This window comes from Nocardiopsis sp. MT53 (assembly GCF_019598965.1).
Lineage (GTDB): Bacteria > Actinomycetota > Actinomycetes > Streptosporangiales > Streptosporangiaceae > Nocardiopsis > Nocardiopsis changdeensis.
Genome location: NZ_CP080600.1, coordinates 14,768 through 35,165, shown reverse-complemented (window position 1 = coordinate 35,165; position 20,398 = coordinate 14,768). Strand labels below are relative to the sequence as shown.

At 72.3% G+C, this 20,398-nt stretch carries 22 protein-coding genes; 10 read left to right on the top strand and 12 right to left on the bottom strand.

What is annotated here, in order from left to right; all coding sequences use genetic code 11:
* Positions 1 to 21: 21 nt before the first annotated feature.
* The 6 genes from K1J57_RS32270 to K1J57_RS32245 all read right to left on the bottom strand — a co-directional run bounded on the left by K1J57_RS32270 (position 22) and on the right by K1J57_RS32245 (position 4,221).
* Complete coding sequence (locus K1J57_RS32270) at positions 22 to 711, bottom strand: PadR family transcriptional regulator (RefSeq protein ID WP_220565984.1); 690 nt, start codon at positions 709 to 711, stop codon at positions 22 to 24.
* Positions 708 to 1,478: a hypothetical protein gene (locus K1J57_RS32265; protein ID WP_220565983.1), complete on the bottom strand. Its 771-nt coding sequence runs from the start codon at positions 1,476 to 1,478 to the stop codon at positions 708 to 710. Before K1J57_RS32265 ends, K1J57_RS32270 begins: the two co-directional genes overlap by 4 nt.
* A gap of 72 nt (positions 1,479 to 1,550) precedes the next feature.
* Positions 1,551 to 1,835 (bottom strand): hypothetical protein, encoded by a 285-nt coding sequence (locus K1J57_RS32260; protein ID WP_220565982.1) that lies wholly within the window; start codon positions 1,833 to 1,835, stop codon positions 1,551 to 1,553.
* Positions 1,836 to 1,901: 66 nt separating this feature from the next.
* Positions 1,902 to 2,405, bottom strand: coding sequence for a hypothetical protein (locus tag K1J57_RS32255; protein WP_220565981.1), 504 nt, complete (start codon positions 2,403 to 2,405; stop codon positions 1,902 to 1,904).
* A 175-nt stretch (positions 2,406 to 2,580) separates the two neighbouring features.
* On the bottom strand, positions 2,581 to 2,958 hold the full coding sequence (locus K1J57_RS32250; RefSeq protein WP_220565980.1) for a hypothetical protein: 378 nt from the start codon (positions 2,956 to 2,958) through the stop codon (positions 2,581 to 2,583).
* Positions 2,959 to 2,973: 15 nt separating this feature from the next.
* Positions 2,974 to 4,221 (bottom strand): hypothetical protein, encoded by a 1,248-nt coding sequence (locus K1J57_RS32245; protein WP_220565979.1) that lies wholly within the window; start codon positions 4,219 to 4,221, stop codon positions 2,974 to 2,976.
* A gap of 408 nt (positions 4,222 to 4,629) precedes the next feature.
* Here K1J57_RS32245 and K1J57_RS34095 point away from each other — a divergent pair, with 408 nt between their 5' ends.
* The 6 genes from K1J57_RS34095 (at position 4,630) to K1J57_RS32215 (ending at position 10,139) form a co-directional block, all read left to right on the top strand.
* Positions 4,630 to 7,275: a hypothetical protein gene (locus tag K1J57_RS34095; RefSeq protein WP_220565978.1), complete on the top strand. Its 2,646-nt coding sequence runs from the start codon at positions 4,630 to 4,632 to the stop codon at positions 7,273 to 7,275.
* Between the two features lie 173 nt (positions 7,276 to 7,448).
* Positions 7,449 to 8,165 carry a hypothetical protein gene (locus K1J57_RS32235; RefSeq protein WP_220565977.1) on the top strand — a complete coding sequence of 239 codons (717 nt, stop codon included), beginning with the start codon at positions 7,449 to 7,451 and terminating at the stop codon, positions 8,163 to 8,165.
* A gap of 55 nt (positions 8,166 to 8,220) precedes the next feature.
* Complete coding sequence (locus tag K1J57_RS32230) at positions 8,221 to 8,754, top strand: hypothetical protein (protein WP_220565976.1); 534 nt, start codon at positions 8,221 to 8,223, stop codon at positions 8,752 to 8,754.
* Positions 8,755 to 8,940: 186 nt separating this feature from the next.
* Positions 8,941 to 9,105 (top strand): hypothetical protein, encoded by a 165-nt coding sequence (locus K1J57_RS32225; RefSeq protein ID WP_220565975.1) that lies wholly within the window; start codon positions 8,941 to 8,943, stop codon positions 9,103 to 9,105.
* Positions 9,102 to 9,338 (top strand): hypothetical protein, encoded by a 237-nt coding sequence (locus K1J57_RS32220; protein WP_220565974.1) that lies wholly within the window; start codon positions 9,102 to 9,104, stop codon positions 9,336 to 9,338. Before K1J57_RS32225 ends, K1J57_RS32220 begins: the two co-directional genes overlap by 4 nt.
* 237 nt (positions 9,339 to 9,575) lie before the next feature.
* Positions 9,576 to 10,139: a hypothetical protein gene (locus K1J57_RS32215; RefSeq protein WP_220565973.1), complete on the top strand. Its 564-nt coding sequence runs from the start codon at positions 9,576 to 9,578 to the stop codon at positions 10,137 to 10,139.
* A 189-nt stretch (positions 10,140 to 10,328) separates the two neighbouring features.
* Here the strand turns inward: K1J57_RS32215 and K1J57_RS32210 are convergent, their stop codons facing one another.
* Positions 10,329 to 10,541: a hypothetical protein gene (locus K1J57_RS32210; protein ID WP_220565972.1), complete on the bottom strand. Its 213-nt coding sequence runs from the start codon at positions 10,539 to 10,541 to the stop codon at positions 10,329 to 10,331.
* 44 nt (positions 10,542 to 10,585) lie between these two features.
* On the opposite strand from K1J57_RS32210, the gene K1J57_RS32205 reads away from it, so the two are divergent.
* Positions 10,586 to 13,945, top strand: coding sequence for a helix-turn-helix domain-containing protein (locus K1J57_RS32205; protein WP_220565971.1), 3,360 nt, complete (start codon positions 10,586 to 10,588; stop codon positions 13,943 to 13,945).
* A gap of 254 nt (positions 13,946 to 14,199) precedes the next feature.
* On the top strand, positions 14,200 to 14,703 hold the full coding sequence (locus K1J57_RS32200; RefSeq protein ID WP_220565970.1) for a hypothetical protein: 504 nt from the start codon (positions 14,200 to 14,202) through the stop codon (positions 14,701 to 14,703).
* Between the two features lie 118 nt (positions 14,704 to 14,821).
* On the opposite strand, the gene K1J57_RS32195 is transcribed toward K1J57_RS32200, so the two are convergent.
* Entirely contained in the window at positions 14,822 to 15,181 is a 360-nt protein-coding gene (locus K1J57_RS32195; RefSeq protein ID WP_220565969.1) for a hypothetical protein, read from the bottom strand.
* Positions 15,182 to 15,337: 156 nt separating this feature from the next.
* Between K1J57_RS32195 and K1J57_RS32190 the strand changes: the two genes are divergently transcribed.
* A complete protein-coding gene (locus tag K1J57_RS32190) occupies positions 15,338 to 15,742 on the top strand; it encodes an RNase adapter RapZ (RefSeq protein WP_220565968.1) in 405 nt (134 codons plus the stop codon).
* A 411-nt stretch (positions 15,743 to 16,153) separates the two neighbouring features.
* On the opposite strand, the gene K1J57_RS32185 is transcribed toward K1J57_RS32190, so the two are convergent.
* The 4 genes from K1J57_RS32185 to K1J57_RS32170 all read right to left on the bottom strand — a co-directional run bounded on the left by K1J57_RS32185 (position 16,154) and on the right by K1J57_RS32170 (position 19,822).
* Positions 16,154 to 17,311 carry a hypothetical protein gene (locus K1J57_RS32185; protein ID WP_220565967.1) on the bottom strand — a complete coding sequence of 386 codons (1,158 nt, stop codon included), beginning with the start codon at positions 17,309 to 17,311 and terminating at the stop codon, positions 16,154 to 16,156.
* Positions 17,312 to 17,532: 221 nt separating this feature from the next.
* Positions 17,533 to 18,252: a hypothetical protein gene (locus K1J57_RS32180; RefSeq protein ID WP_220565966.1), complete on the bottom strand. Its 720-nt coding sequence runs from the start codon at positions 18,250 to 18,252 to the stop codon at positions 17,533 to 17,535.
* A gap of 55 nt (positions 18,253 to 18,307) precedes the next feature.
* Positions 18,308 to 19,075: a hypothetical protein gene (locus K1J57_RS32175; RefSeq protein ID WP_220565965.1), complete on the bottom strand. Its 768-nt coding sequence runs from the start codon at positions 19,073 to 19,075 to the stop codon at positions 18,308 to 18,310.
* Positions 19,076 to 19,234: 159 nt separating this feature from the next.
* Positions 19,235 to 19,822 (bottom strand): hypothetical protein, encoded by a 588-nt coding sequence (locus K1J57_RS32170; RefSeq protein ID WP_220565964.1) that lies wholly within the window; start codon positions 19,820 to 19,822, stop codon positions 19,235 to 19,237.
* Positions 19,823 to 20,122: 300 nt separating this feature from the next.
* On the opposite strand from K1J57_RS32170, the gene K1J57_RS32165 reads away from it, so the two are divergent.
* Positions 20,123 to 20,332 (top strand): hypothetical protein, encoded by a 210-nt coding sequence (locus K1J57_RS32165; protein ID WP_220565963.1) that lies wholly within the window; start codon positions 20,123 to 20,125, stop codon positions 20,330 to 20,332.
* Positions 20,333 to 20,398: the final 66 nt, after the last annotated feature.

Below are 20,398 nucleotides of genomic sequence, written 5' to 3'. Positions count from 1 at the left end.
GCGCCCCCGGGCGGGGACGGGTCAGTTCTTGAGGTTGTCCAGGGCGGCGGCGACCTGCATCATGACCGCGCTCCGTGAGCGGTCGGGCATCTGCTGGTAGACGCGCAGCAGTTCGATGCAGGCGGTGCGGGCGTCGGGGTCCTCGGCCTCACCGGAGGTGCGGGCCCGGAGCAGCTCGTACGGCTCCAGGCTGTAGGTGCTCGCCCACCGGCGCACCTGCTCGGGATCGGCCTCGGTCACGGCGGCGGCGTAGAGCAGAGCCGCCAGTACCTCGCGGGCGGTATCGGTGAACGCATCGGCGTAGCCGTCCGCGTCGGGGCCGGGTCGGCCCATCAGGGCGTCGGCGCGGTTCCGGGCGGCCTCCAGGGTCGGCCGCTGGTCGGGTGCGGCCGCGGCGGCGTCCCGGGCGTCGACCAGGGCGCGGGCGTGCACGCGACCAGCTGCGGTGAGCCGGTAGCTGCGGCGGGCTGGGCGGCCCGCCTCGTCCTCGTTGATGTCCTCCCACGTGCCGGTGATCCAGGCGTCCCGCTTCAGGCGGGCCAGGGCCGGGTACAGCCTGCCGCTGGGGAACCGCGTGGTCTGCATGAGGTCGTAGCCGAACCGCGGACGGTCGGGGTCGGCCAGGAAGACCCGCAGGACCTGGATGTGTGGGGGCTCGGCCGCGCCGAAGAGGCGGCGCCACCAGTCCGGAGTCCAGTTCGGGGTGTTCATGCGTCGGAATCCTTCGGTGTGTCGGTCGTGGTGGGCGGGTCCCACTGGTCGATCCCCGCCAGGACCAGGCGGTTGATGTCGCCGCGGGTTCCTGCGGGGAGCCTGGTGGCGGTGTCGGCCAGGACCTGGCGGGCGGCCTCGGCCTGTTCCCGGGGGGCGCGGGCGAGTCCCTCGGCGGCTCCGGTGAACGTGGGGTCTTCGGTCCAGGCGCGCAGGTCGGCGCCGGTGGCCTGGTCGTACCGGGCGGCCAGAAGCAGCGCGCCGAGCACGTCGGCGGCCTGGGCCGCCAGGTAGGGGCTGGTGGGCTCCTCGGCGGTGGCTGCCTCGACCAGGGCGCGGGCGCGCTTGGTGTGCGCGGGCAGGGTCGGGGCCACGGGCAGCACGGTGTCCGGGACGCCGAGCCGCTCGATCAGCCTGCTCTGGCGCTTCTGGGTGCTGGCTCCCCCGGCGTGGCCGCGCAGGGCGGCGAGGTCGTCCCAGGAAACGCCGTCGTGGGCGTACTGGGCGGCGGTGATGATCACCTCGGCGTGCTCGATGCCGGTGTGGGCGTCGCTGATCAGCACGGTGGCGGCGTCCAGTTCCTGGCGGGTCACGGGCGCGGCGGCGTACCCGTCGGCGGGCCCGCGACTGAGGTCGGCGGCCACGCGGGCGACGGCGAGCGCGGCGAACGTGTGCGGGGTGCCGGTTCCGGCCTGGGCGGGAAGGTCGGGGTAGCGGGCGGTCAGGATGCGCACGGCGTCGTCGGCGGTGAGGCGGTCTCTGGTCACGGTGTTCCTGTCGGGGTGGTGATCGGGGAGGGCCGCCCCGTGGACGGGTCGGGGCGGCCCTTGGGTGGGTGGTCAGATCTGCACGGCGTCCTCGTGCTGTCCGCAGTGGGCGCACACGCCGTGGTCGGGGTGGTCGTAGTGGGAGCGGTCGGCGTCGGCGTGCCCGGCCTGGATCTGGTTGCCGAGCCATCCGAGCTGTTCGGGGTCAGCCTCGGCCTTGTGGGTCTTGCCGTCGGGGCCGGTCAGGGCGATGGTCGTCTTGGGGCCGTCGCTCATGGGGTACTCGGCGAACATGGCGGCCAGCAGCTCGGCGACGTCCTCGGCGCTGGTGCGGGGGGCTTCCTTGCGGTGGTCCACGGTGTGCTCCGTTCTCGGTGTGGTGGGGCCGCCGCCAGGACGGGGCGGCGGCCCCGGGGTGGGTGGTCAGCCGGTGGCGATGGTGAGCCGGTCGCCGCCCGGGGTGCGAACGATGACCTCGGGCCCCCAGTAGGCGGGGGCGATGGCCTCCACGCTCATCTGGGGGTCGACGGCGGCCAGGGCGCGCAGGATCTCCAGCAACAGGACATAGTCCCCGTCGGCGGGGTCCACGTGGGCGGCGACCTCGTCCAGGGGCAGCGGCCGGTCCGCGCGGGGGGCGGCAGACTCGGCGGGGGTGCGGGGGTAGTGGTCGTAACCCTCCCCGATGACGGCCACGGTCAGTTCCCGGTCGTCGTCGCCGATACGGCCGCCGACGGCGACGCTCGTGCGGGTGGGGGCCAGGGCCACGGTGGCGTTCGCGGGGACGTCGGTGGGCTCCAGGGCGGCGAGGATCTGGGCCAGCAGTTCGACGGCAGGGAGCGCCTCGACCTCGGCCGCGAGTTCGGTCCGCACGTCCTCCGGGGACAGGTACGGGTTCTGCCCGGGACCCACCCGGCGGGTTGCCACCATGACGACCACTCCGTTTCTCGTCGCTTTGACGATCTCTGATGTAACCATCATAGCGCGGATCTAGCGTGATGTCGTCACTTTGACGAGAAAATTTTAAGACCGTCACTTTGACGATCTCGGATCTCGTGCCGGTTCCCTGCGCCGGGCGGACCGGCCCGGCGCAGGGCTCACACCGTCAGCCCTGCTCCTGGATCCACCGGCGCACCTCCGCGCCGCTGACCGTCCGCCCCGAGGGCAGCATGACCACCGCATCGTCTGCGAAGTGGGCGTGCGCCATCCTGCGCATCCAGGCGGCATCGTCGGGGGTCACCTCGTGGGCGTGCAGGGGACCGCCCGGCTCCGGTGCGGCGACGGCCCCCGGCTCCGGTGCGGGCGCCGGTTCTCCCCGCCGCTCACGCCCTCGTTCGACCCCGGCGGCCAGGCCGGGGTTGGCCCGGTGCAGGCGCCCGAGCAGCCGGGCCCCCTCCGGGGACCGCCACGGGTCGGCGGCCTCATCGGGTCCCGTGCGTGCGCCGCGGCCGGTGAGCCTGCGCCACAGGTCAGCGAATTCCATGAGGGCTTCCTCCCGTCAGCGCGGGTACACGGTGGGCGACAGGCCGAAGGCGCGGGCGCGCCGCTGCACGTCGTCCTCGGTGGGGTCGTCCGTCAAGCCGGCCTCCCGGTAGACCCCGGTCAGCCCCAGCGCGTCGCAGAGGCGGCCGAACCCGTCGGGGTACATGTCTCCGGCGGCGGCCTGGGCGTCCTCGACCTCGCGTTGGAAGCCCTCCCAACCGATCTCGCGCATGCGGGCGATGTCGGTGCGAGCGGCGTCCAGTTCGGCCAGCTCCCCCCGCGCGCGCAGCAGGTCCTGCACGGCCTCCTCGTGGCCGGCGACGTTGTCCGGGGTTTTCAGCTCCTCCAGCAGGGCGTCGATGCGCTCGGCGTCCAGTCGCGCCGTCCCGCGCTGCTTGATGGTCCGGGCGGTGTCGGGGTCGTCCTCCTCCAGCCACCAGGCCAGGAAGGTGCGGGCGGCCTGGGACAGAAGGACCAGTGCGGGGGAGCCGGGGGGCTGGGCGCGGGGGTCTGTGGACATGGGGTGCTCCGGGTCGGGCAGGTGGGACAGGGCCAGGACGACGAGGCTCTCGACGGAGGCGCGGAAGTGCTGGTCACCGGTGGTGTGCGCGGTGAGCAGGTCCTGGGCGGCGCGGGCCTGGTCGGTGGCCAGGTCCTCCAGGGCCTCCAGGGCGGGGGCCAGGTTCGCGGTCTCCAGCCAGGTCCGCAGCGCCTGCGCGGGTTGGCCCGCCTCGGTGCGGACGAACAGCAGGGCGGCGAGCAGGTCGGCGGCCGCCGCGTTCTGGTGGGGGTTCACCAGGCGGCCCTCGAGCGCCTCCTGTAGCAGGGCCTTGGCGTGCTTGCCGTACTCGCCCAGTACCGGGCGGGCGGGCAGCTCGTAGGTGGGGATGAAGAACTCGGCCTGGATGCGGTCCAGGCGCTTGCGGTAGCTGGAGCCGCTGGTCTTGCGGCGCACCACGGCGATCTCCTCCCACGTCATTCCGAGGGCGTGGGCGCTGTGGGCCAGGAGCAGCTCGGCGAAGCGCGGGGCGCGGGTGGCGTCCTCGACCAGGACCAGGCCGGCGCGGGCCTGGTCGGGGGTGAGCGGCTCCACGCCGTCCACGCCGAGCTGGCGCAGGGTGACATCCGCGGCGAGCCTGGAGACGGCCAGGACGGCGAACACCGAGGCGATGCCGTGCGCCTGCGCCTCCAGCTCGGGGTAGCGGGCGGTGAGGACCTGTTCGGCCCACACGGCGCCGTCGGGGGCGGTGAGGAGCCGGCTCATCGGCGCCCCCCTCGGTGGATGCGGTCGGTGCGCGCTGCGGGCGAGCGCGCGGGGTCGGTCGGGCCCATCGGGGACTCCTCATGGACGGTCGTGGTTCTGGGGTCACGGTTCGGGGGTGCTCACAGGTCAGACATGCCCACCCGCGAAAACCGGCCCCGTCTGTCACAGGTGATCGTAGCTTGCTTCCCGAAAGTTTTCTGAGAAATGAGGATCGTCCATCATGGACGGTGGCGCATAAGGCCAGTTATGCGCGGGCGGGGGAAACCCCCGCATCCTCGAACCAGGGTGATCCCCCGCATGGGGCATCCGGTGTTCGGCCCCGGCTTCGGCCCTGCGGGGTGGAAACCAGGCGATCCGAATGCGGCGTTCGCCTGCGGTCACCGGCCTGAGGCGTGTAGCTTCGCCCCCATGAGTACGAAGCCGACCACCTGCACCGTGCCTGTGGAGCCCGCCCCCGGGTCCGCGCACCGGGGTCCGAGCACCGCACAGTCTTCTGCGGGGCGCACCCCCGGCCCGCCGTCGCCGGAAGCGGCCCGCGCCCTGCTGGCGGCCGCCGACGCGCTGGAGGCCACCGGCGGCCGCCCCGCCCCCGACACCACCGACCCCGACCTGACCCGGCTCCTGCGCGGCATCACCCCCGCCGAGGCCGCCGTGGACCGGGCCGCCCTCATGGCCATCGGCGCCGCCCGCAGCCGCGGCTGGTCCTGGCCCCGCATCGGCAAAGCCCTGGGGCTCACCGCCGACGGCGCCCGCGACAAGTTCGACCGCGCCGCGGCCCGCCACCCCGACTACACCGCCCCCCTGCCCCCTACCCTGGGCGCCCACATCTCCCGCGCCAGCGACCTCATCGCCGCCATCGCCGACCCGCCCGGCCCCTACCTCGCCCACGCGGCCGCCCGGCTGCTGGGCGCGGTCCTGCTCACCGCCACCCTGGAGGAGACCCCCCACCTGGTGGGCCACTGGCTCACCGACCCGGCCCTGGCCGCGGTGACCGCGGCCGCGGCCCGCCACCCCAAGAACGACGGCGCCCACAAGGCCCTGACCGAGTTCGCCGGGGTGCGGCCCGGCACCCGCGCCGACCTTCTGGACATCCTGCGCGAGGCCGTCCGGGACAGCCCGTGGGCCCTGGCCTCCGACACCGCGGTCGCCGCCCTGGACGCCCCGCCCGCGGCCGCACCGGGCGCCGCCGACAGGCCGGTGCACCCGCTGGTGGAGCTGTACGAGCGGATCCACGTGCTGCTGCCCGTCCTGGCCCCGGGGCCGGTCGCCAGGGCACTGCGCGACCTGGGGCAGGCGCTTCACGTCGGTGTCCCGGACCTGGTGGACCAGGCGATGGCGACCGTGGCCGGCCTGGATGCCGCAGAGCGGACCCGCGCTCTGGGCGAGGACGGGGAGCGGCTGTGGCAGCAGGCGCACCGGGCCTGGGACGCCGACAGCGCACCGCTGCCGGCCACCGTGCCGCCCGGCAGCGGCGGCACCCCCCGGAGCACCCCCACGCGGTCAGAATGGGACGCGGTGCAGAACCTGCTGGCCCTGGCCGGGCACATCCGCCAGGTGCCGTCCGAGCTGGAGCCCGGCACCGCCGCGAACGCGCTGGACGCCCTGGCCAATGCCATCGACACCGGCGCCCCCACCCTGCTGGAGAAGCCGCTGGCGGCCGTGGCCGCACTCGGCGACGCCGAGCGCGCACGCCTCCTCGGCACGGCCGGGGAGCGGCTGTGGGAGCGCGCGTGGCGCAACTGGGGGCCGCTCACCCCGCGCCCGGACCTGGTGGCGGCCGCCGGACTGCCCACGGCCGCCGCCGAACCCCTGGCGCAGCTGTGCGACCGCGACGTCCTTCCCGCGCTGGTGCGCTCCGGGATCGGCCACCCCCTGGGCGAGGGGCTGGGCGCACTCATCGACGCCTACCGCACCGGGAACGCCGCGGCCCTGGGCCGGGTGGTGCGTTCACTGTCCGCGGTGAACGGACCCGCCGTCGCGCAGCTCATCCGTGAACCGGACACCGCCCGCGCCTGGCAGGTGCTGCACCGGATCGCCACCGGCCCCACCGAACCCCCCGCCGGGTCCGAACCCGAGGACGGTAAGGGGGCAGGACTGTCCGGGTACGGTCTGGCCCTGCACCGGGGCGGGCTGACCCGCGCGGCGGCCACCGCGCTGGCCGCATCCGTGGGCCGCTTCGCCACCGCCGCGCACCTGGCCGCGCGCCGCCAGCGCGACGGCGTGCTGCGCCACGCCCTGGCGGCGGTCGATCCCGCCTTGACCAGCAGGGATCCGCGGCGGATGCGGACGCTGCTGCACGCCCTGCCGCACCTGGACGCGTACGGGCTCCCGGAGTGGGGGGAGCTGGTGCTGGAGCTTCAGACCCACGCCCGGCACCTGGAGGCCCCGGTCAACGTGCCCATGCTGGTCGCCGACGCCGGCCTGCCCGAGGACGTGGCCCGCCACCTGGGCGGCCTCATTCGGGCCGCCCGGGTCGGGCTGCTGGCCGCCGACGCTCCCGGGCACGCCCCGGTGGCGGCCGCACCGGCCTTCCACGCGCTGTTCGCCGACTTGGACGCCGCTTTGGCCGATGAGCTGCCCGAGGCCCTGGACCAGGTGGCGGCTCTGGAGGAGATCGACCTGCCCGCCGACGACCCTGGTGCGCTCACCCTGGCGTGGGAGACGCTGGCGGCGGCCTGGAAACGCTGGCGCGCCGACAACCCCGGCCCCGTCCCGGGGGAGCTGGGGTTGGATCTGGGGGACCTGGGCGATCCGGAGCAGACATGGCAGGACGCCGCAGCCCGGACGCTGCCCTCGGCGCCAGAGCTGGCCGTGGCGGTGGGACGGCTCATCACGGCCGCCGCCCCGCACCTGGGCAGCGGCGACCTGGGGTGGGCGAACACCTACAGGGCGCTCCACCACCTGGTGCAGGTCGTGGAGACCGGGCACCAGGCCACCATCAGCGGCGCCCTGAGGGGGGTGATGGCCCTTCGCCCCAACCGGCCCCCGATCAACAAGTACCCGCAGGTCGCCGAAGCGCTGCGCGCCCTCGCCCATGCCTACGACAACCAGTAGGAGAGGGGACCGTCACCGCACCTCCCGCCGGCGCCCTGGGCGACACCCTCTATGTCGCACTGAACGCCGGCGGGAGCCTCCGCCCGGCTACGGCCCGGTGAAAGCAGCAGCGAGCCACCCCCGGCAAACTGATCGCTGGAGAACCTCTACTACGACCCCCAAGGATCTCGCAGATGCCGATCACTCGATCAAAGGATCCCACTAAATCCTTCGACCTCGGCCCCATCGTCCTCTTCCAAGAGGAACTCGTGGACATCGCGACAATCATCCACGGCTCGTTCGACACACTAGAGATCGACTTTCACGACGACGCGGGAAGCAAGGGTGAACTGCCTTCCGATTTCAAGGATTATGACAGGGAGGAGATCAATTCCCTCACCATGAAAAGCGAGAGGGGGAAGACTTCTTTGACGGTTACCCTGGATCCCGGGGAGGCGAAAATCCACATCGTCAACCCGGACGACGCAGCACTGGGCACCGCCCAGAGGATCCTGGACGCCTGTGCAGAGCGCAGGGGGAAACCGATGACAAGGGTGCGGCAGCAGGCGCTCCTCTACGGGCTGGCTGGCCCCGTGGCACTATGCCTCTTGGCCATGGTGATCCTTTTTTACTTCTTGACACAAGAGGACGCACCACCAGCCCAGGTATTCATTACAGCAGCTTCGTCCGCTTTGATCTTCTCGGCGCTAATAAGCACCATCACCTCTTACATGTTCCGGGCCGCGAAGCTTCCCGTAGGGGCACGCATCATCAACGCACCCCGGTCGACGCGGCCCACGCATTGGGAGAAGCATCGGGTGACGTACATTTCCAATACCATCACGGGGGGAATCTCTCTCCTCCTCGGTGGGGTGATCGGCTACTTCGTCAACCAGCTCCCCCCGCTGTGACCCCATCTTCGACCTACCCCGGGAACACGACCCTTCGGACGAGGAAACGAATCCTGTGAAGTTCCATGACCCCCACGAGGAAGCCCACGGTCCGCACCTGGTGGAGATCCCCCGCCAGGACGACCCGTACAAGGACGAGTGGCTCGTGGTGCCCTCCGTCCGCTTGCAGTGCGTGGGCCGCACTCAGGCCGGACGCCGGTGCCGCAACCACGTGATGGACGGCCGGCGCGACCGTATCAACGGCGGCCTGGACGTGCGCTGGTCCACCGCCGGGATGATCGGCGTGTACCAGATGGGCGGCAGCACGGACGCGCTGCGGGCCTGGCGTGAGCAGCGGTGCGTCAAGCACGACACCCCCGACGCGGTGGACGCCTGCGCGGTGGAGTGGCGGCCCTACTCGGCCGAGCGCGACGCCGCGCACTTCACGCAGCCGATCCCGGCGCTGCCGCGGCTGCCCGAACCGGGCGAGAACTGGCGGGAGGTGCCCGACTGGCTCGTGTACCTGTGGCGGCATGGCCGGTTCCAGCGCGAACAGCTCGGGATGCCCCCGGGCGCCACCTACACCCCGGGGCGGGGGTGGACGGGATGAACCGGGTGGTGCTGGACGTGCTCGCGCGAAGCCCACAGCTATCGTCCGGAGTCGGCCGGAGAGGACGCCCGGTGACCCCAACGGGCCGGTCCGCCCCACTGCGACACGACCAACGACGAGAAGACCGGTGAGAACGGCTCCGGGGAAGACCTCCCCTGTGCCGGCACCTGAGCGGAGAATGGACGGATGAGCACAGACGAGACCCCCCGCCGCTTCGCCGCTGTACAGCGCGGCAGCCTCGAGAAGACGAGCGTGACCGTGACCAGCGGCCCGCTGGTCGACGTCTCCGACGACGACCGGCCGCTACCTCTCCTGGCCCCGCCGGACACGGAAAAGGAGAACGGCCAGTGAGCACCGACCGCCTGCTGTCCGTTCTGCACCGCCATCCCTGGCTGTGGTCCGGCCTGGGCGGGGCGATCGGCCTGGGGTTCCTCCTGGCCGTGCGCTTGGCCCCGGTCGTCTCCGGGATCGCCCTGATGGTGCTGGGTGCCGCGTTCCTGGTGTTCGTCGGCTGGTACCTGTTCGTCACCCTGTGGGACCTCCGCGGTCTCTACCGCCCGGAAAGGGAGGACTCTGATGTTTGAGACTGCTTCACCGACGCCCCGTGACGCATCTCGCGATCTGCCCTCTCCGCTGGACGGCGTGCCTGTTCGGCTGCGGCCGGGGCTGCCTCGGTCTGTGGCCGTACTGCACGCCGCCGGTGATGTGCCTCCGGGGCTGGCAGAGGCGTTCGCCAGGGCGACGGCGGCCGCGGAGGACTATCTCCGGGGCCCCGGTGGCGCCGGGTGCGGCCTGCACACGCACCGCATTGCCGAGAACCGGTGTCCGGCCCGGTGACGGCCTCGGCGCCGGACCCCGGCGGCGCGCCGGCCGGGGAGCTGGGCGACATCGGCCGGTCCCTGCTCGCGTCGATCGGTCAGATCGCCGACCTCCATCCGGCGGCGGTGGGGGAGCGGTACGGGTCCGCGCAGGCCCTGGTGCTGGACCAGGGCCGGGCGTGGAGACCGGTACCGCTGCCCGAGGACCTGGAGGACTGGCGCGGGTACCCCGGGCACTGCTATGAGTTCGCCGCCCACTTGGCCGATGCCGTGGACGGGCTGGTGTACGTGGAGGGCTATGCCACGCCGTTCGCAGGGAGCACCTGGGCGTTTCCGCACGCCTGGGCCGGGCGGCTGTCGGACGGGGCGGCACTGGATCCGACCTGGCCCGAACCCGGGACGGCCTACTACGGGATCCCGCTCACCGCCGCGTACCGGCGCGATGCGCCGCGCGCACTCGGGGCTCAGGCGCTGCTGGTGGAGATGCTCCCGCGCCCGGTGCGCACGGCCGGGCTCCCGGCCGGGGCTGTGGCCACCGGCGCCGACGAGTCGGTGTGCGGACGTTAGCGCTCGGTGCAGGGCCCAGCAATCGGGGAGCCCCATGATTCCCGGCGCAGGCTCCGACGTGGGGGCGAAGACACTGGTCGATCCCTGTGTTCGCACAGGGGGTGACTGGTGCGCACGAGTCGGGGCGCCGCCGGGGTGTCCCCGTGCGGCGCCCTCGCGTCGGTGAGGCCCCCTTGAAGAGGACGGTGGTCACCGGAGCAGGGTGACCAGTGCGGCCAGGGCCGTGGCCAGGACCGCGGCCAGGGTGAGGGTGGCGGCCAGCGTCGCCGCGGCGTGGCGGATGGCCTTGGGGTAGGTGGCGCCGTCGCGGCGGGCCAGGTAGGCGGCGCCGGCCCCGGCCAGTACGGCCACGACCGTGACCACGGCACCGGACAAAGCCAGGGATACGATCCACGCGGACATGTCGGTTCTCCTCCGTCATCGGTGTCCAGTCGACGGGATCGAATGTGGCCGAAGGGGTGGCCGCCGGTGACCGCCTGGACAAAGATGAACACCGACGCACATATGAGGCGGTCGCGACGGGAGGCGATGTGGACCAGGCCGGCCCTCGGGAGGAACTGAGTGAGCGCCTGGACACCGCCCGCCTTCGGTCGGGGCTGACCAAGGAACAACTGCGCGCCCGCGCTGGGTTGAGCCGGACCACGGTCAGCAACGCGCTCAATGGCACCGGGCCGCTGCCCACGAAGGAGACCATCACGGCGCTGGCCCGGGCCCTGGGCCTGGAGCCCGGGCCCCTGCTGGAGCTACGCCGCAAGGCCGCGGATCCGCCTGGCCAGGTCGGGGCGGTGGCCGCCCCCGGGTCGGCCCCGCCGGACCTCCCTGCTCCGGACCCGTCAACGCACGCCGCCAACACGATCATCGGCGACCTCTCCCACAGCACCGTGATCCAGGCCCACACGGCCATCATCTCCCCGCCGAACCCGCCCGCGCCCGCCCCCCGGCCCGCACCGGGCAGGCCCATCGGTGAATGCGACCCCCACGACCTGGAGATGCGCGTGGCGGGCAGCCCTCCGACTTCACCCGCTGCGACCGTGAGCGTGCCCCAACGCGACACGGCACGGCTGCCCGGATACGTGCGGCGGGACCACGACGACGTCCTGGACCGCGCCGTCCGGGCCGCCCTGGGCGGGTCCAGTCGCATGGTGGTGCTGGTCGGATTGTCCTCCACCGGCAAGACCCGCGCCTGCTGGGAAGCGGTCCAGCCCCTGGCCGAGCACGGATGGCGGCTGTGGCATCCCTTCGACCCCACCCGCGCCGAGGCGGCGCTGGAGGGCCTGGGCCGGGTGGGTCCGCGCACGGTGGTGTGGCTCAACGAGTCCCAGCACTACCTCGCCCACCCCCGTTTCGGTGAACAGATCGCCGCGGCCCTGCACGTCCTGCTCACCAACCCCGCCCGCGGTCCGGTGCTGGTCCTGGGCACCCTGTGGAAGAAGTACTGCGACGCTCTGACCGCCCAACCCGACCCGGGACATCAGGACGCGCATGCCCAGGCCCGGGCCCTGCTGGAGGGCCGGCAGGTCACGGTCCCCGTCGCTTTCACCAACGACCAGCTCGACAACGCCCGAGAGCTCGCCCAATCCGGTGATGGCCAACTCGCCCACGCCCTGGAGCACGTCCGTGACGGGCGTCTGGCGCAGACGCTGGCCGGGGCTCCCGAACTCGTGCGCCGCTACGAGACCGCCTCGCCGGGGGCCAGGGCGCTCTTGAACGCGGCCATGGACGCCCGCCGCCTCGGGGTGAGCCTGCACCTGCCCCTGGGTTTCCTGGTCCAGGCCGCGGAGGGCTACCTCACCGACGACGAACTCGACGCCTTGCCTGACCAGTGGGTGGACCAGGCCCTGGAGGAGGCGGGAACGGTGGTGCACGGCGGGCAGGCCCCGCTGCGGCTGGTCCGGACCCGCCGCAGTGACCAGACCACCTCCACGGCGCAGGGGCCGGTGTACCGGTTGGAGGACTACCTCGAACAGCACGCCAACCACACGCGTCGGGAGAAGTGTCCTCCGGCTTCGTTCTGGCACGCCGTAGAGGAACACCTCACCGACCCTGATGACTTGTACATCCTGGTGAAGGCGGCTCGGAATCGCGGCCTGCTCTGGCACGCAGTCCGACTCAGCCAGCGGGCCATCTTGGCCCGTCACCCCCGGGCCGCGCTTCTGGCCGTCAGGCTGCTGTTGCCTGAAACCGATCCCGACCAGCATGGTGCGGGCTGGATCGCGGCGCACACCGTCCCCACCGACCCGGACACCGCCGCCTTCCTACTGGAGAAGCTGCACAACGCAGGGCAGGAACAGGCGGTGAAGGAACTGGCGTCCCGGGCGGCCGCACACGCCAACCTCACCCAACCGTACGCCGCTGCCTCCCTACTGAAGAAACTGCGCGACGCAGGGCAAGAACAGGCGGTGAAGGAACTGGCGTCCCGGGCAGCCGTACACGCCGACCTCACCAACCCGAGCGCCGTCGCCTTCCTACTGGAGAAGCTGCGCGACGCAGGGCAAGAACAGGCGGTGAAGGAACTGGCGTCCCGGGCAGCCGTACACGCCGACCTCACCAACCCGAGCGCCGTCGCCTCCCTGCTGGAGGTTCTGCACCGCATGAGGCAGGGACAGGCCGTGACTGCCTTGTTGGCACGCAACCCCGCCGTACACGCCGACCTCACCCAACCGCACGCCGTCGCCTCCCTGCTGGAGGTTCTGCACCGCATGAGGCAGGGACAGGCCGTGACTGCCTTGTTGGCACGCAACCCCGCCGTACACGCCGACCTCACCGACCCGAGCGCCGTCATCTCCCTAGTGGAGGGGCTGCGCGACGCAGGGCAGGTACGGGCCGCGAAGGAACTGGCGTCCCGGGCGGCCGCGCACGTCGACCTCACCGACCCGCGCGCCGTCGCCTTCCTACTGGAGAAGCTGCGCGACGCAGGGCAGGAGCAGGCCACGGCTGCCTTGTTGGCACGCAACCCCGCCGTACACGCCGACCTCTCTCACCCGGGCAAAGTGTTCTTCCTGGTGGGGGAGCTGCGCGACTTGGGGCAGGCACGGACCGCGAAGGAACTGGCGTCCCGGGCAGCTGTACACGCCGACCTCACCGACCCAGGCGCCGTTGGCGTCCTACTGGAGTTGCTGCGACACACGGGACAGGAACAGGCCATGGAGGAACTGGCGTCCCGAGCAGCCGTACACGCCGACCTCACCGACCCGAGCGCTGTCGCTTCCCTCCTGAGGGACCTGCACGGAGCGGGACAGGGACAGGCTGTGGCTGCCTTGCTGGCACGCAACCCCGCCGTACACGCCAACCTCACCGACCCGGTCGCCGTCAACTTCCTGTTGAAGGCGCTGCGCGACATGGGGCAGGAACAGGCCCTGGAGGAACTGGCGTCCCGGGCAGCCATACACGCCGACCTCACCAACCCGTCCCCCGCCGGCAGCCTACTGGTCGCACTTCACCAAACGGGGCAGGCACAGGCCGCGGAGGAAGTGGCGTCCCGAGCGGCCGCACATGCTGACCTCACCCACCCGCACGCCGTCGCCTCCCTGCTGGGAGCGCTGCACCGAACGGGGCAGGCACAGGCCGCGGAGGAACTGGCGGCCCGGGCAGCCGTACACACCAACATCCATGCGCACGATGTCGCCTCTCTATTGGAGGAACTGCACCGAACGGGGCAGGAACAATCGGCAGCGAAATTCGAGAGGCGAGTACTGGACGCCGGCGGGCTCGCTGTGCCGCCCCCGTCGCTGTGGCCCTACGGCCGTCATCCGGACGGCTCCCCCGCGGGGCGGTGGACGTGGGAGGAACCAAGGCCACGACCCTGACGACTCCGGCATCATGTTGTGCCCCATACAGTGCTGATGCGGCACTGCCTCCGTGCCGCTGCCCGACGAACGCGCACCGGTCCGGACGATGTCACCCGTGCTGCCTGCGGTCGGCGCACAGGCTTGGGAGCACACCCCAGACGCAGACGGAACCCGTCCGCCCCTACTGGGGGAGAGCTGGCCTGGTGTCCGGTCGCGGCCAGAAGGCGCTCTTGGGGTGCCGGGCCACAGGCCGGTCTTCTACGGTGGCGTGCATGGACTCCCTGAGCACGTTGTCGGCCGCCCACCCCCGGTACGCGGAGGAAGCGCGGTCGGCGCTGGCCCGCTACCTGGATCACGCCATCGCCGAACAGGGCCAGGTCGCGGCCCTGGTCGCCGGAACCACCGATGCCGTGGGCTGTCGGCGGCGGCGCGATGCGCTGGTGCAGGCCCGCCGTGTCCTGGACGCCGACGGCCCGTCGGCGGTGCCCACGATGGTGATCGCGGGGGCGGTGGGCCACTGGCAGGCCCGGTTCGATGAAGCCGACGACCGCATACTCGGAGGACAGGTCCAGATGGCGGAGCTGGGCCGGTTGCAGATCGACAAGGTCACCGCGCTGTTGGCGGTCAACGCCCTGACGGACCTGGCCCGGTCCCGCGGCATGAGCCTGGGCGGGCCTGGGCTTCACCGTGCCGGCGCGGTGCGGCGCGGCCTGGCCGGCGCCTGGGCGGCGGTTCGTGGCGTGTTCGAGCGCGGAGCACTTCGGCGCCCGCGCTGACTGGTGTCCGGCTGGCCGGGCCAGGCGCCGCCGCGTCGGTGTGACGGACTGCGCGGACGTCCTCGACCGCGTCGCGGGCCGCCCTGTGCTCCAGGGCGGCCCGCGGTAGTGAGTGTGCCTACTCGTCCTGCTCGGCAGCCTCTGCGGCGATGTTCAGCATGTGCTGGGAGATGTCGACCATGGCGGCCACGGTCTCCCATCCGTACAGGGTCGCGGGGTCGTGGCCGTTGCACTTGGTCTGCTCCCAGTACACCAGCGTGCTGCGGTGGATCTCCTCCCACCCCTGCTCATGGGCGGCCCTGCGGTCCGCGGGGAGCCTGGTGAGGATCTTGCGGTAGTGCTCGGCGAACTCCTCGGCCAGCGTCTGGAACGTGACCTGGGGGTTGTCGGTGCGGGTCGCCTCGTCCACCTCGATTTTCAGAGGCTGGTCGTCGGGGTCGGGGGTGAGGTTACGCAGGTCGTCGCTGAGGTCGGACACAGGGGGTTCCTCTCGGGGGTCGGGGCGTCGTCGCGGACCATCATCGCAGCGGACCCGGCCCTGGGGGGCAAAAATCGGGGTGTTGCCTGTTGCCTGCGGCGATGGGCAACAGGCAACCCCTGCCGGGACCGGCGCGCCGACCGCCACCCTGGCGGTATGCCTGCTTCTTCTCTTCCTCCTCGGCTCCGGATGATCTCCTTCGGCTACGCGCACGGTGCTCCACTCGGGATGTGGCTGGTGTGGGACCTGCGGGCCCTCCTGGACGATCCGGCCTACGTACTCGACGACCTCCAGCGCCAGCGGACCGGCTTGGATCCGGTGATCGCAGCCCACGTGCTGACCACGCCCGGCGCGCTGGAGGTGGCCGCGGGCACGGTGGCGGCGCTCGACCTGCTGCGGCGCCGGGTTGGCGCTGGCCCGGCGGTGATCGGCTGGGGGTGTACGGGCGGTAAGCACCGCAGTGTCGCCATGGCCGAACACCTGGCGGTCGCCGCACGGGCGGCCGGGTGGGTGGTCGACGTCGTTCACCGGGACCTGCACCGGCCGGTCCTGGCCGGCTGAGGTGAAGGTCCTGCGTGCCGCGACCACGCCCGGCCGCCCGTGCGGCGGCCGCCCGGTGGAGACCTGCCTGAACGTCCTTGCGGCTCTCCAGTGGAAGCTCACCTACGCATGGGGGGAGTCGGTACAGGTCGGTGCCGATGACACGCCCCCCAGCGCGGAGTAGCCCCCTCCCTGGGCGCACCGCTCCGCTACAGCCCGGCGATGCTGCCCCGGGCCCTGGCCATGCCAGGGGCGGCCTCCTCACCGCGGCGCGGTGCGTGCTTCGCTCGTCCTGGCGATCGGGGTCCTCGTCGTTGGTGATCTACGTGTCCGGGGGCTGCTCGTCGGGGGCGAAACCGCGAACCATCCTCCAGACCACGGCGAATCGCCCACATAGCAGGCCCTCACGCCCGCCCTGCGGGTAGCCGAGCATCACGCTCGAAGCCCACCTTGGGCAAGTTCAGCGAACGCCTCATCCCACCCCACCGACTCGGACCGCCCCCCGCTGTACCGCTGCACCACACACGGCTCCCACTGCTTTCGCCGCCTCTCCCACTTCCCGACGATCTGCACACCGCCTCTCCGGACCTTCACCGTCCGTGAAAGCGGAGAACCAGGGCCTGCCGGGCTGATGCCGGCACCGATGACCTCCCACCCGGCCGTTTCCGCGTAGTCGATGAACTCCAACACCAGCCGGGGCAGGTCCATGCGGAACGGCGGCCGGGCACCCCGCAAGTTCATCGTCGGAGCGGTCGGCGCCATCTCCCCCCTGCTCGTCGCCACCGCAAGACGGTCCGCCCACTCCATGGCCGGGGTGATGTTGCGAGGCCACCACACCACGTTCATCACATACGGGGAGCGGTGGTGCCTGAACAGGTCGAACAGCCCGGCGACCGGGGGCTGCAAAAGCGCCGGCCAGCGCGCGTACACCTCTTGCTGGGTCGCCCCGCCCTCTAGCAGGTGCACCATCTTGACGGCCTGCTGGTTGTCGTTGAACACCTGGACCTCACCAGGAACGCAACGGGCAAAAGACACCGCCCGGTACAAGGCGATCAACTCCGCGGTGTTCGACGGCAGATAGCCCGGGTCCGCTTCGATGAGGCCGCACTGGTACCACCCGGCGTCGGATGTCACCGCCCATGCCCCTTGACCGGTTCCGGTAGACACCGAAGCGTCACAAGCGATCTGCCCGATCCGGCCCGGGTCGAACGCGAACGGCGGTGTCTGCGGCCGGTCGGAGTGCTTGGGAACGCGGTGAGGGTGCTCGAAGTGAAGGCGGACCTGGGCCTGACGCGCGATCCGGACACTGTTCCTCACCACCTCGGGGCCAGCGTCCCTATGCGCCTGGTGCTCGCGTTGCGCCACTTCAGGGGTGGTGTTCGCGTCGAAGCCCACGAACGCCGGCACTACGTCCCGCCCCCCGCTGAACTCCACGAAACGGACACGAAGGTCGTCGGCGAGGTGGGCCTGGGGGCCATCGAAGGTGCCGCGGAGTTCGGTGCCCTCGGTGGCGATGATCCATTCCCACCCGGCAGGGGCCGCAACAGCTGCAACCCCGACCGGGAGCGGGTTCGGGTTCTGGGGGTCCATGAGGTCTATTCTAGGCGGGAAAGCCCTGCACAGCAGGGGTTTCAGCCCCTCCGGCAGGAAGTTGGGCCCCACACCCGAGGCACAACCCGGCGGCCACCTCCGGCGGGTCCAGCACCGTTCCCACGGTCTCCACAGGCACCGTCCCGCCAGTCACAGGCCGCCGGGCTCACCCCCACGGCCGCCGACACCCTGGCCGGTCCTGGAGCGCCACGGTGTGCCGGTCAGCGGCTGGCGCTCACCCTGGCCACGGTGCGGGCCAGCTGGTCGGCGTCGCGCACGGCGTCGCGGTCGGCGGAGGCGTAGACCAGGTAGTTGCGGTACGGCTCGTCCTGGTGCACGACCTGGGCACAGAATCCACGGTGCCGACCCGGCGGGTAGTCGTATCGCGGGCCGAACGCGTCGGTGATCTCGACCCGTACCGCGCCGAGGTCCACCATGACGCAATCGCCCTCGGTGGAGGGCCGGGCGCGCACACCGTGCGCGGTGAGCGCGGCGAGGATCAGGCTGCCGGTGGTGGTGTCGCCGGGGTCCTCGCCACGGGTGTGGGCGGCCTCCTCGCACACCGGGCACAGGCGGGGGCGGCGGGTTCCCGGATGGGCGCACGCACCCCGTGCGGCCACGGCCCGGCCGGGCCCGGTGGTCCAGTAGTGCGGCCAGGTGCGCAGGTCCTGGGGTGTGGGCGCGGAGGCCGGGGCCGGGGGGTAGGGGTCTCTGCCCCAGTCCCACGCCAGGGTGTGGGCGCTGCGGCGGGCGGGGTGCGCCGGGGGCAGGTCCGTGCGTGCTCCCTGGGTGAGGTAGACCCCGGCGGGGGTGCGTCGGGCCAGGACCTGGTGCACCAGGTCCGAGGTGTCGATGTCGTCGGGCAGGCGGCCGTCGGGGCCGATGCGGTCGGCCAGGTCCGCCAATCCGAAGTGGCCCCGTGCGCGGGTGGAGCGCTCCATGGGCGCCCTTTCTCGGTAGCGGGGGCCGCCCTTCGCCGGGCGGCCCCCTGGGGTGTCAGGAGGCGCTGGGCGTGCGAGCCAGGTCGGCGACCGCGTCGGCCACGACGTCGATGTGCCGCAGGGTCACGGGGGAGGCCCCGTACTCCATCTGCTCGTCATCGCCGTCCGCGTCGAGGTACTCCACGATGACGTTCACGCTCGCGGCCGGGGTGCGGCTGACGTTCTCGTCCTGGGTGCACACGCCGATGTGGGTGTACACACCGGAGCACGACTCGGTGTCCACGCTGACGTGCTCGACGGCGCGCCCGCCGTCGTCGTGGATGGTGCTGTCCAGCCCGCGCTCGGCGAGCGCGTCCATCAGCAGCAGCCCGACGGGCAGGACGGTCAGGTCGGCCATGTCCGCCACCTCGCGCGCATCGCGCAGGAGCGGCAGCCACGGAAGGGCCCCGGCCAGCAGGCGCACCAGCGCCTGAGGGGCGCGGGCCGGTCGCGTCCCGGTCCGGGGGCGGGCGAGGTCGCGCACCAGGACCCTCACCCGGCGGTGGTCCTGCGGGCGGCGGTCGACGTAGCAGTCCATGAACTCCGCGAGCCGCCGCCGGTCGCCCTCGGCGGGGGTGGGCCAGCGGGAGGCGTATTCCAGCGCCCGGGGCCACATCCGGGCGAGGGCGTCGGCGCGGCTGGTGCCCTGGTGGCGGGCGGCGGCGTCGATGACCACCGCGACCGCCGAGCGGAGCCCCTCCAATCGGGGTGCGCGCCATGGGATGGATTCGAGCCGGTTCAAGGCCATCAGGTCGATGGCCTCGCGGGGAACGTCGTCGTACACGGTTCTCCTGGTGTCGGGATCGGTCGTATCGCTGTCGACGCGAGAAGGCCAATTCTCCGCATCAACAGTCACTATATTACCAGGATTTCACCGCGCGGGGTTCCCGTGCCCGCCGGAAACCCCTGGTGACAGGGGTCACCCGCCCGCAACCGGTCGCCCTCAGGAAGGGGCGTGCTCGATGAGGATCTGCTCGTCGTCACCGGGGTCGTAGTCCCACGCCGCCCAGCAGCCGCGGTCGGCATCCCAGTACGGGCCCGGGTCCATCTGGGCACCCGCGCTGATCCGGTCGCGGGCCTCCTGGAGGGTCTCGCCCTCCTCGGGTGCGGTGTCCAGGTCCTGGAGCAGCTCGCGCAGCTCCCCGCGGCGTACCCGGCGCCAGTGCCCGACCTGGGACTGCCACCGGGCGGCCAGGTCGCGGGCCAGCTCGGCGACGTCGGCGGCGTCGGCGCGATCGGTGTCCAGGTGGGCGTAGGCGACATCCAGCCACCGGCCGCACGCCTCGTGCTCGCGGTTCACGGCCTCCACCGCGGCCTCCACGCCAGCGGCCTCCGCGTGGAGGTACAGCGGGCAGGGGGCGGTCCGCGGCAGGGGTTCGCGGCAGCGCGGGCACCGCTCATAAGGATGGTCGGTCCACAGCACCAGCACGTCCACCTCCCGGCGGGAACCGGTCAGGGTGGCGCTGTGGCGGGTCAGGTGCACGTGTGCGGGCAGGTGCCGGCGCACCTGCTCCAGGTCCTCGGTGTCCATCGGGTGCCGTCCTCACCGATCGCAGGAGAGCCCGACCGGACGCGGTCCGGCGGGCGGGTGGATCAACGTGGACGGCGGCGGGCGCCGTTGAACCACCACCGTAGACGGGGGCGCCGACGTTTCCCCGGACCCTCCGGCCCGCCGCGCCGCGGCCGCCTCCACCCCGATGTGGCCTGCCGGCGCGGCGACGAGGGCCTGCGGCAACCGGGGCGGCGCCGCATGTTCGGTGCGAGATCATCAAGCAGAGGCGAATGCGTCGAAGCCGGAGCGCACTCCCACCAGGATCGCTACAGTACGCGCATGCTCAATTACAGAACCGAGTCGCTGCTGACTCACGTGGACCGGACGGTCCTGCTCGGCGCGGCCCTGGCGTGGGCGGCGGGCGTCTGGCTGGCCCTCTCCACCGGGCCCGGCACCGGCAGCCTGCTCCTGATGGCGACAGGACTGGCGCTGATGGTGGCCCAGCAGGTCGGATACCACCTCCGGCGGTGGCGGGAGCGGCGCCCGTGACACCGACGCCCCCCGTCCCCCCAGTACCTGATGCGGCCCACGCCGACGCGCGGCCGCTCCCGTTGT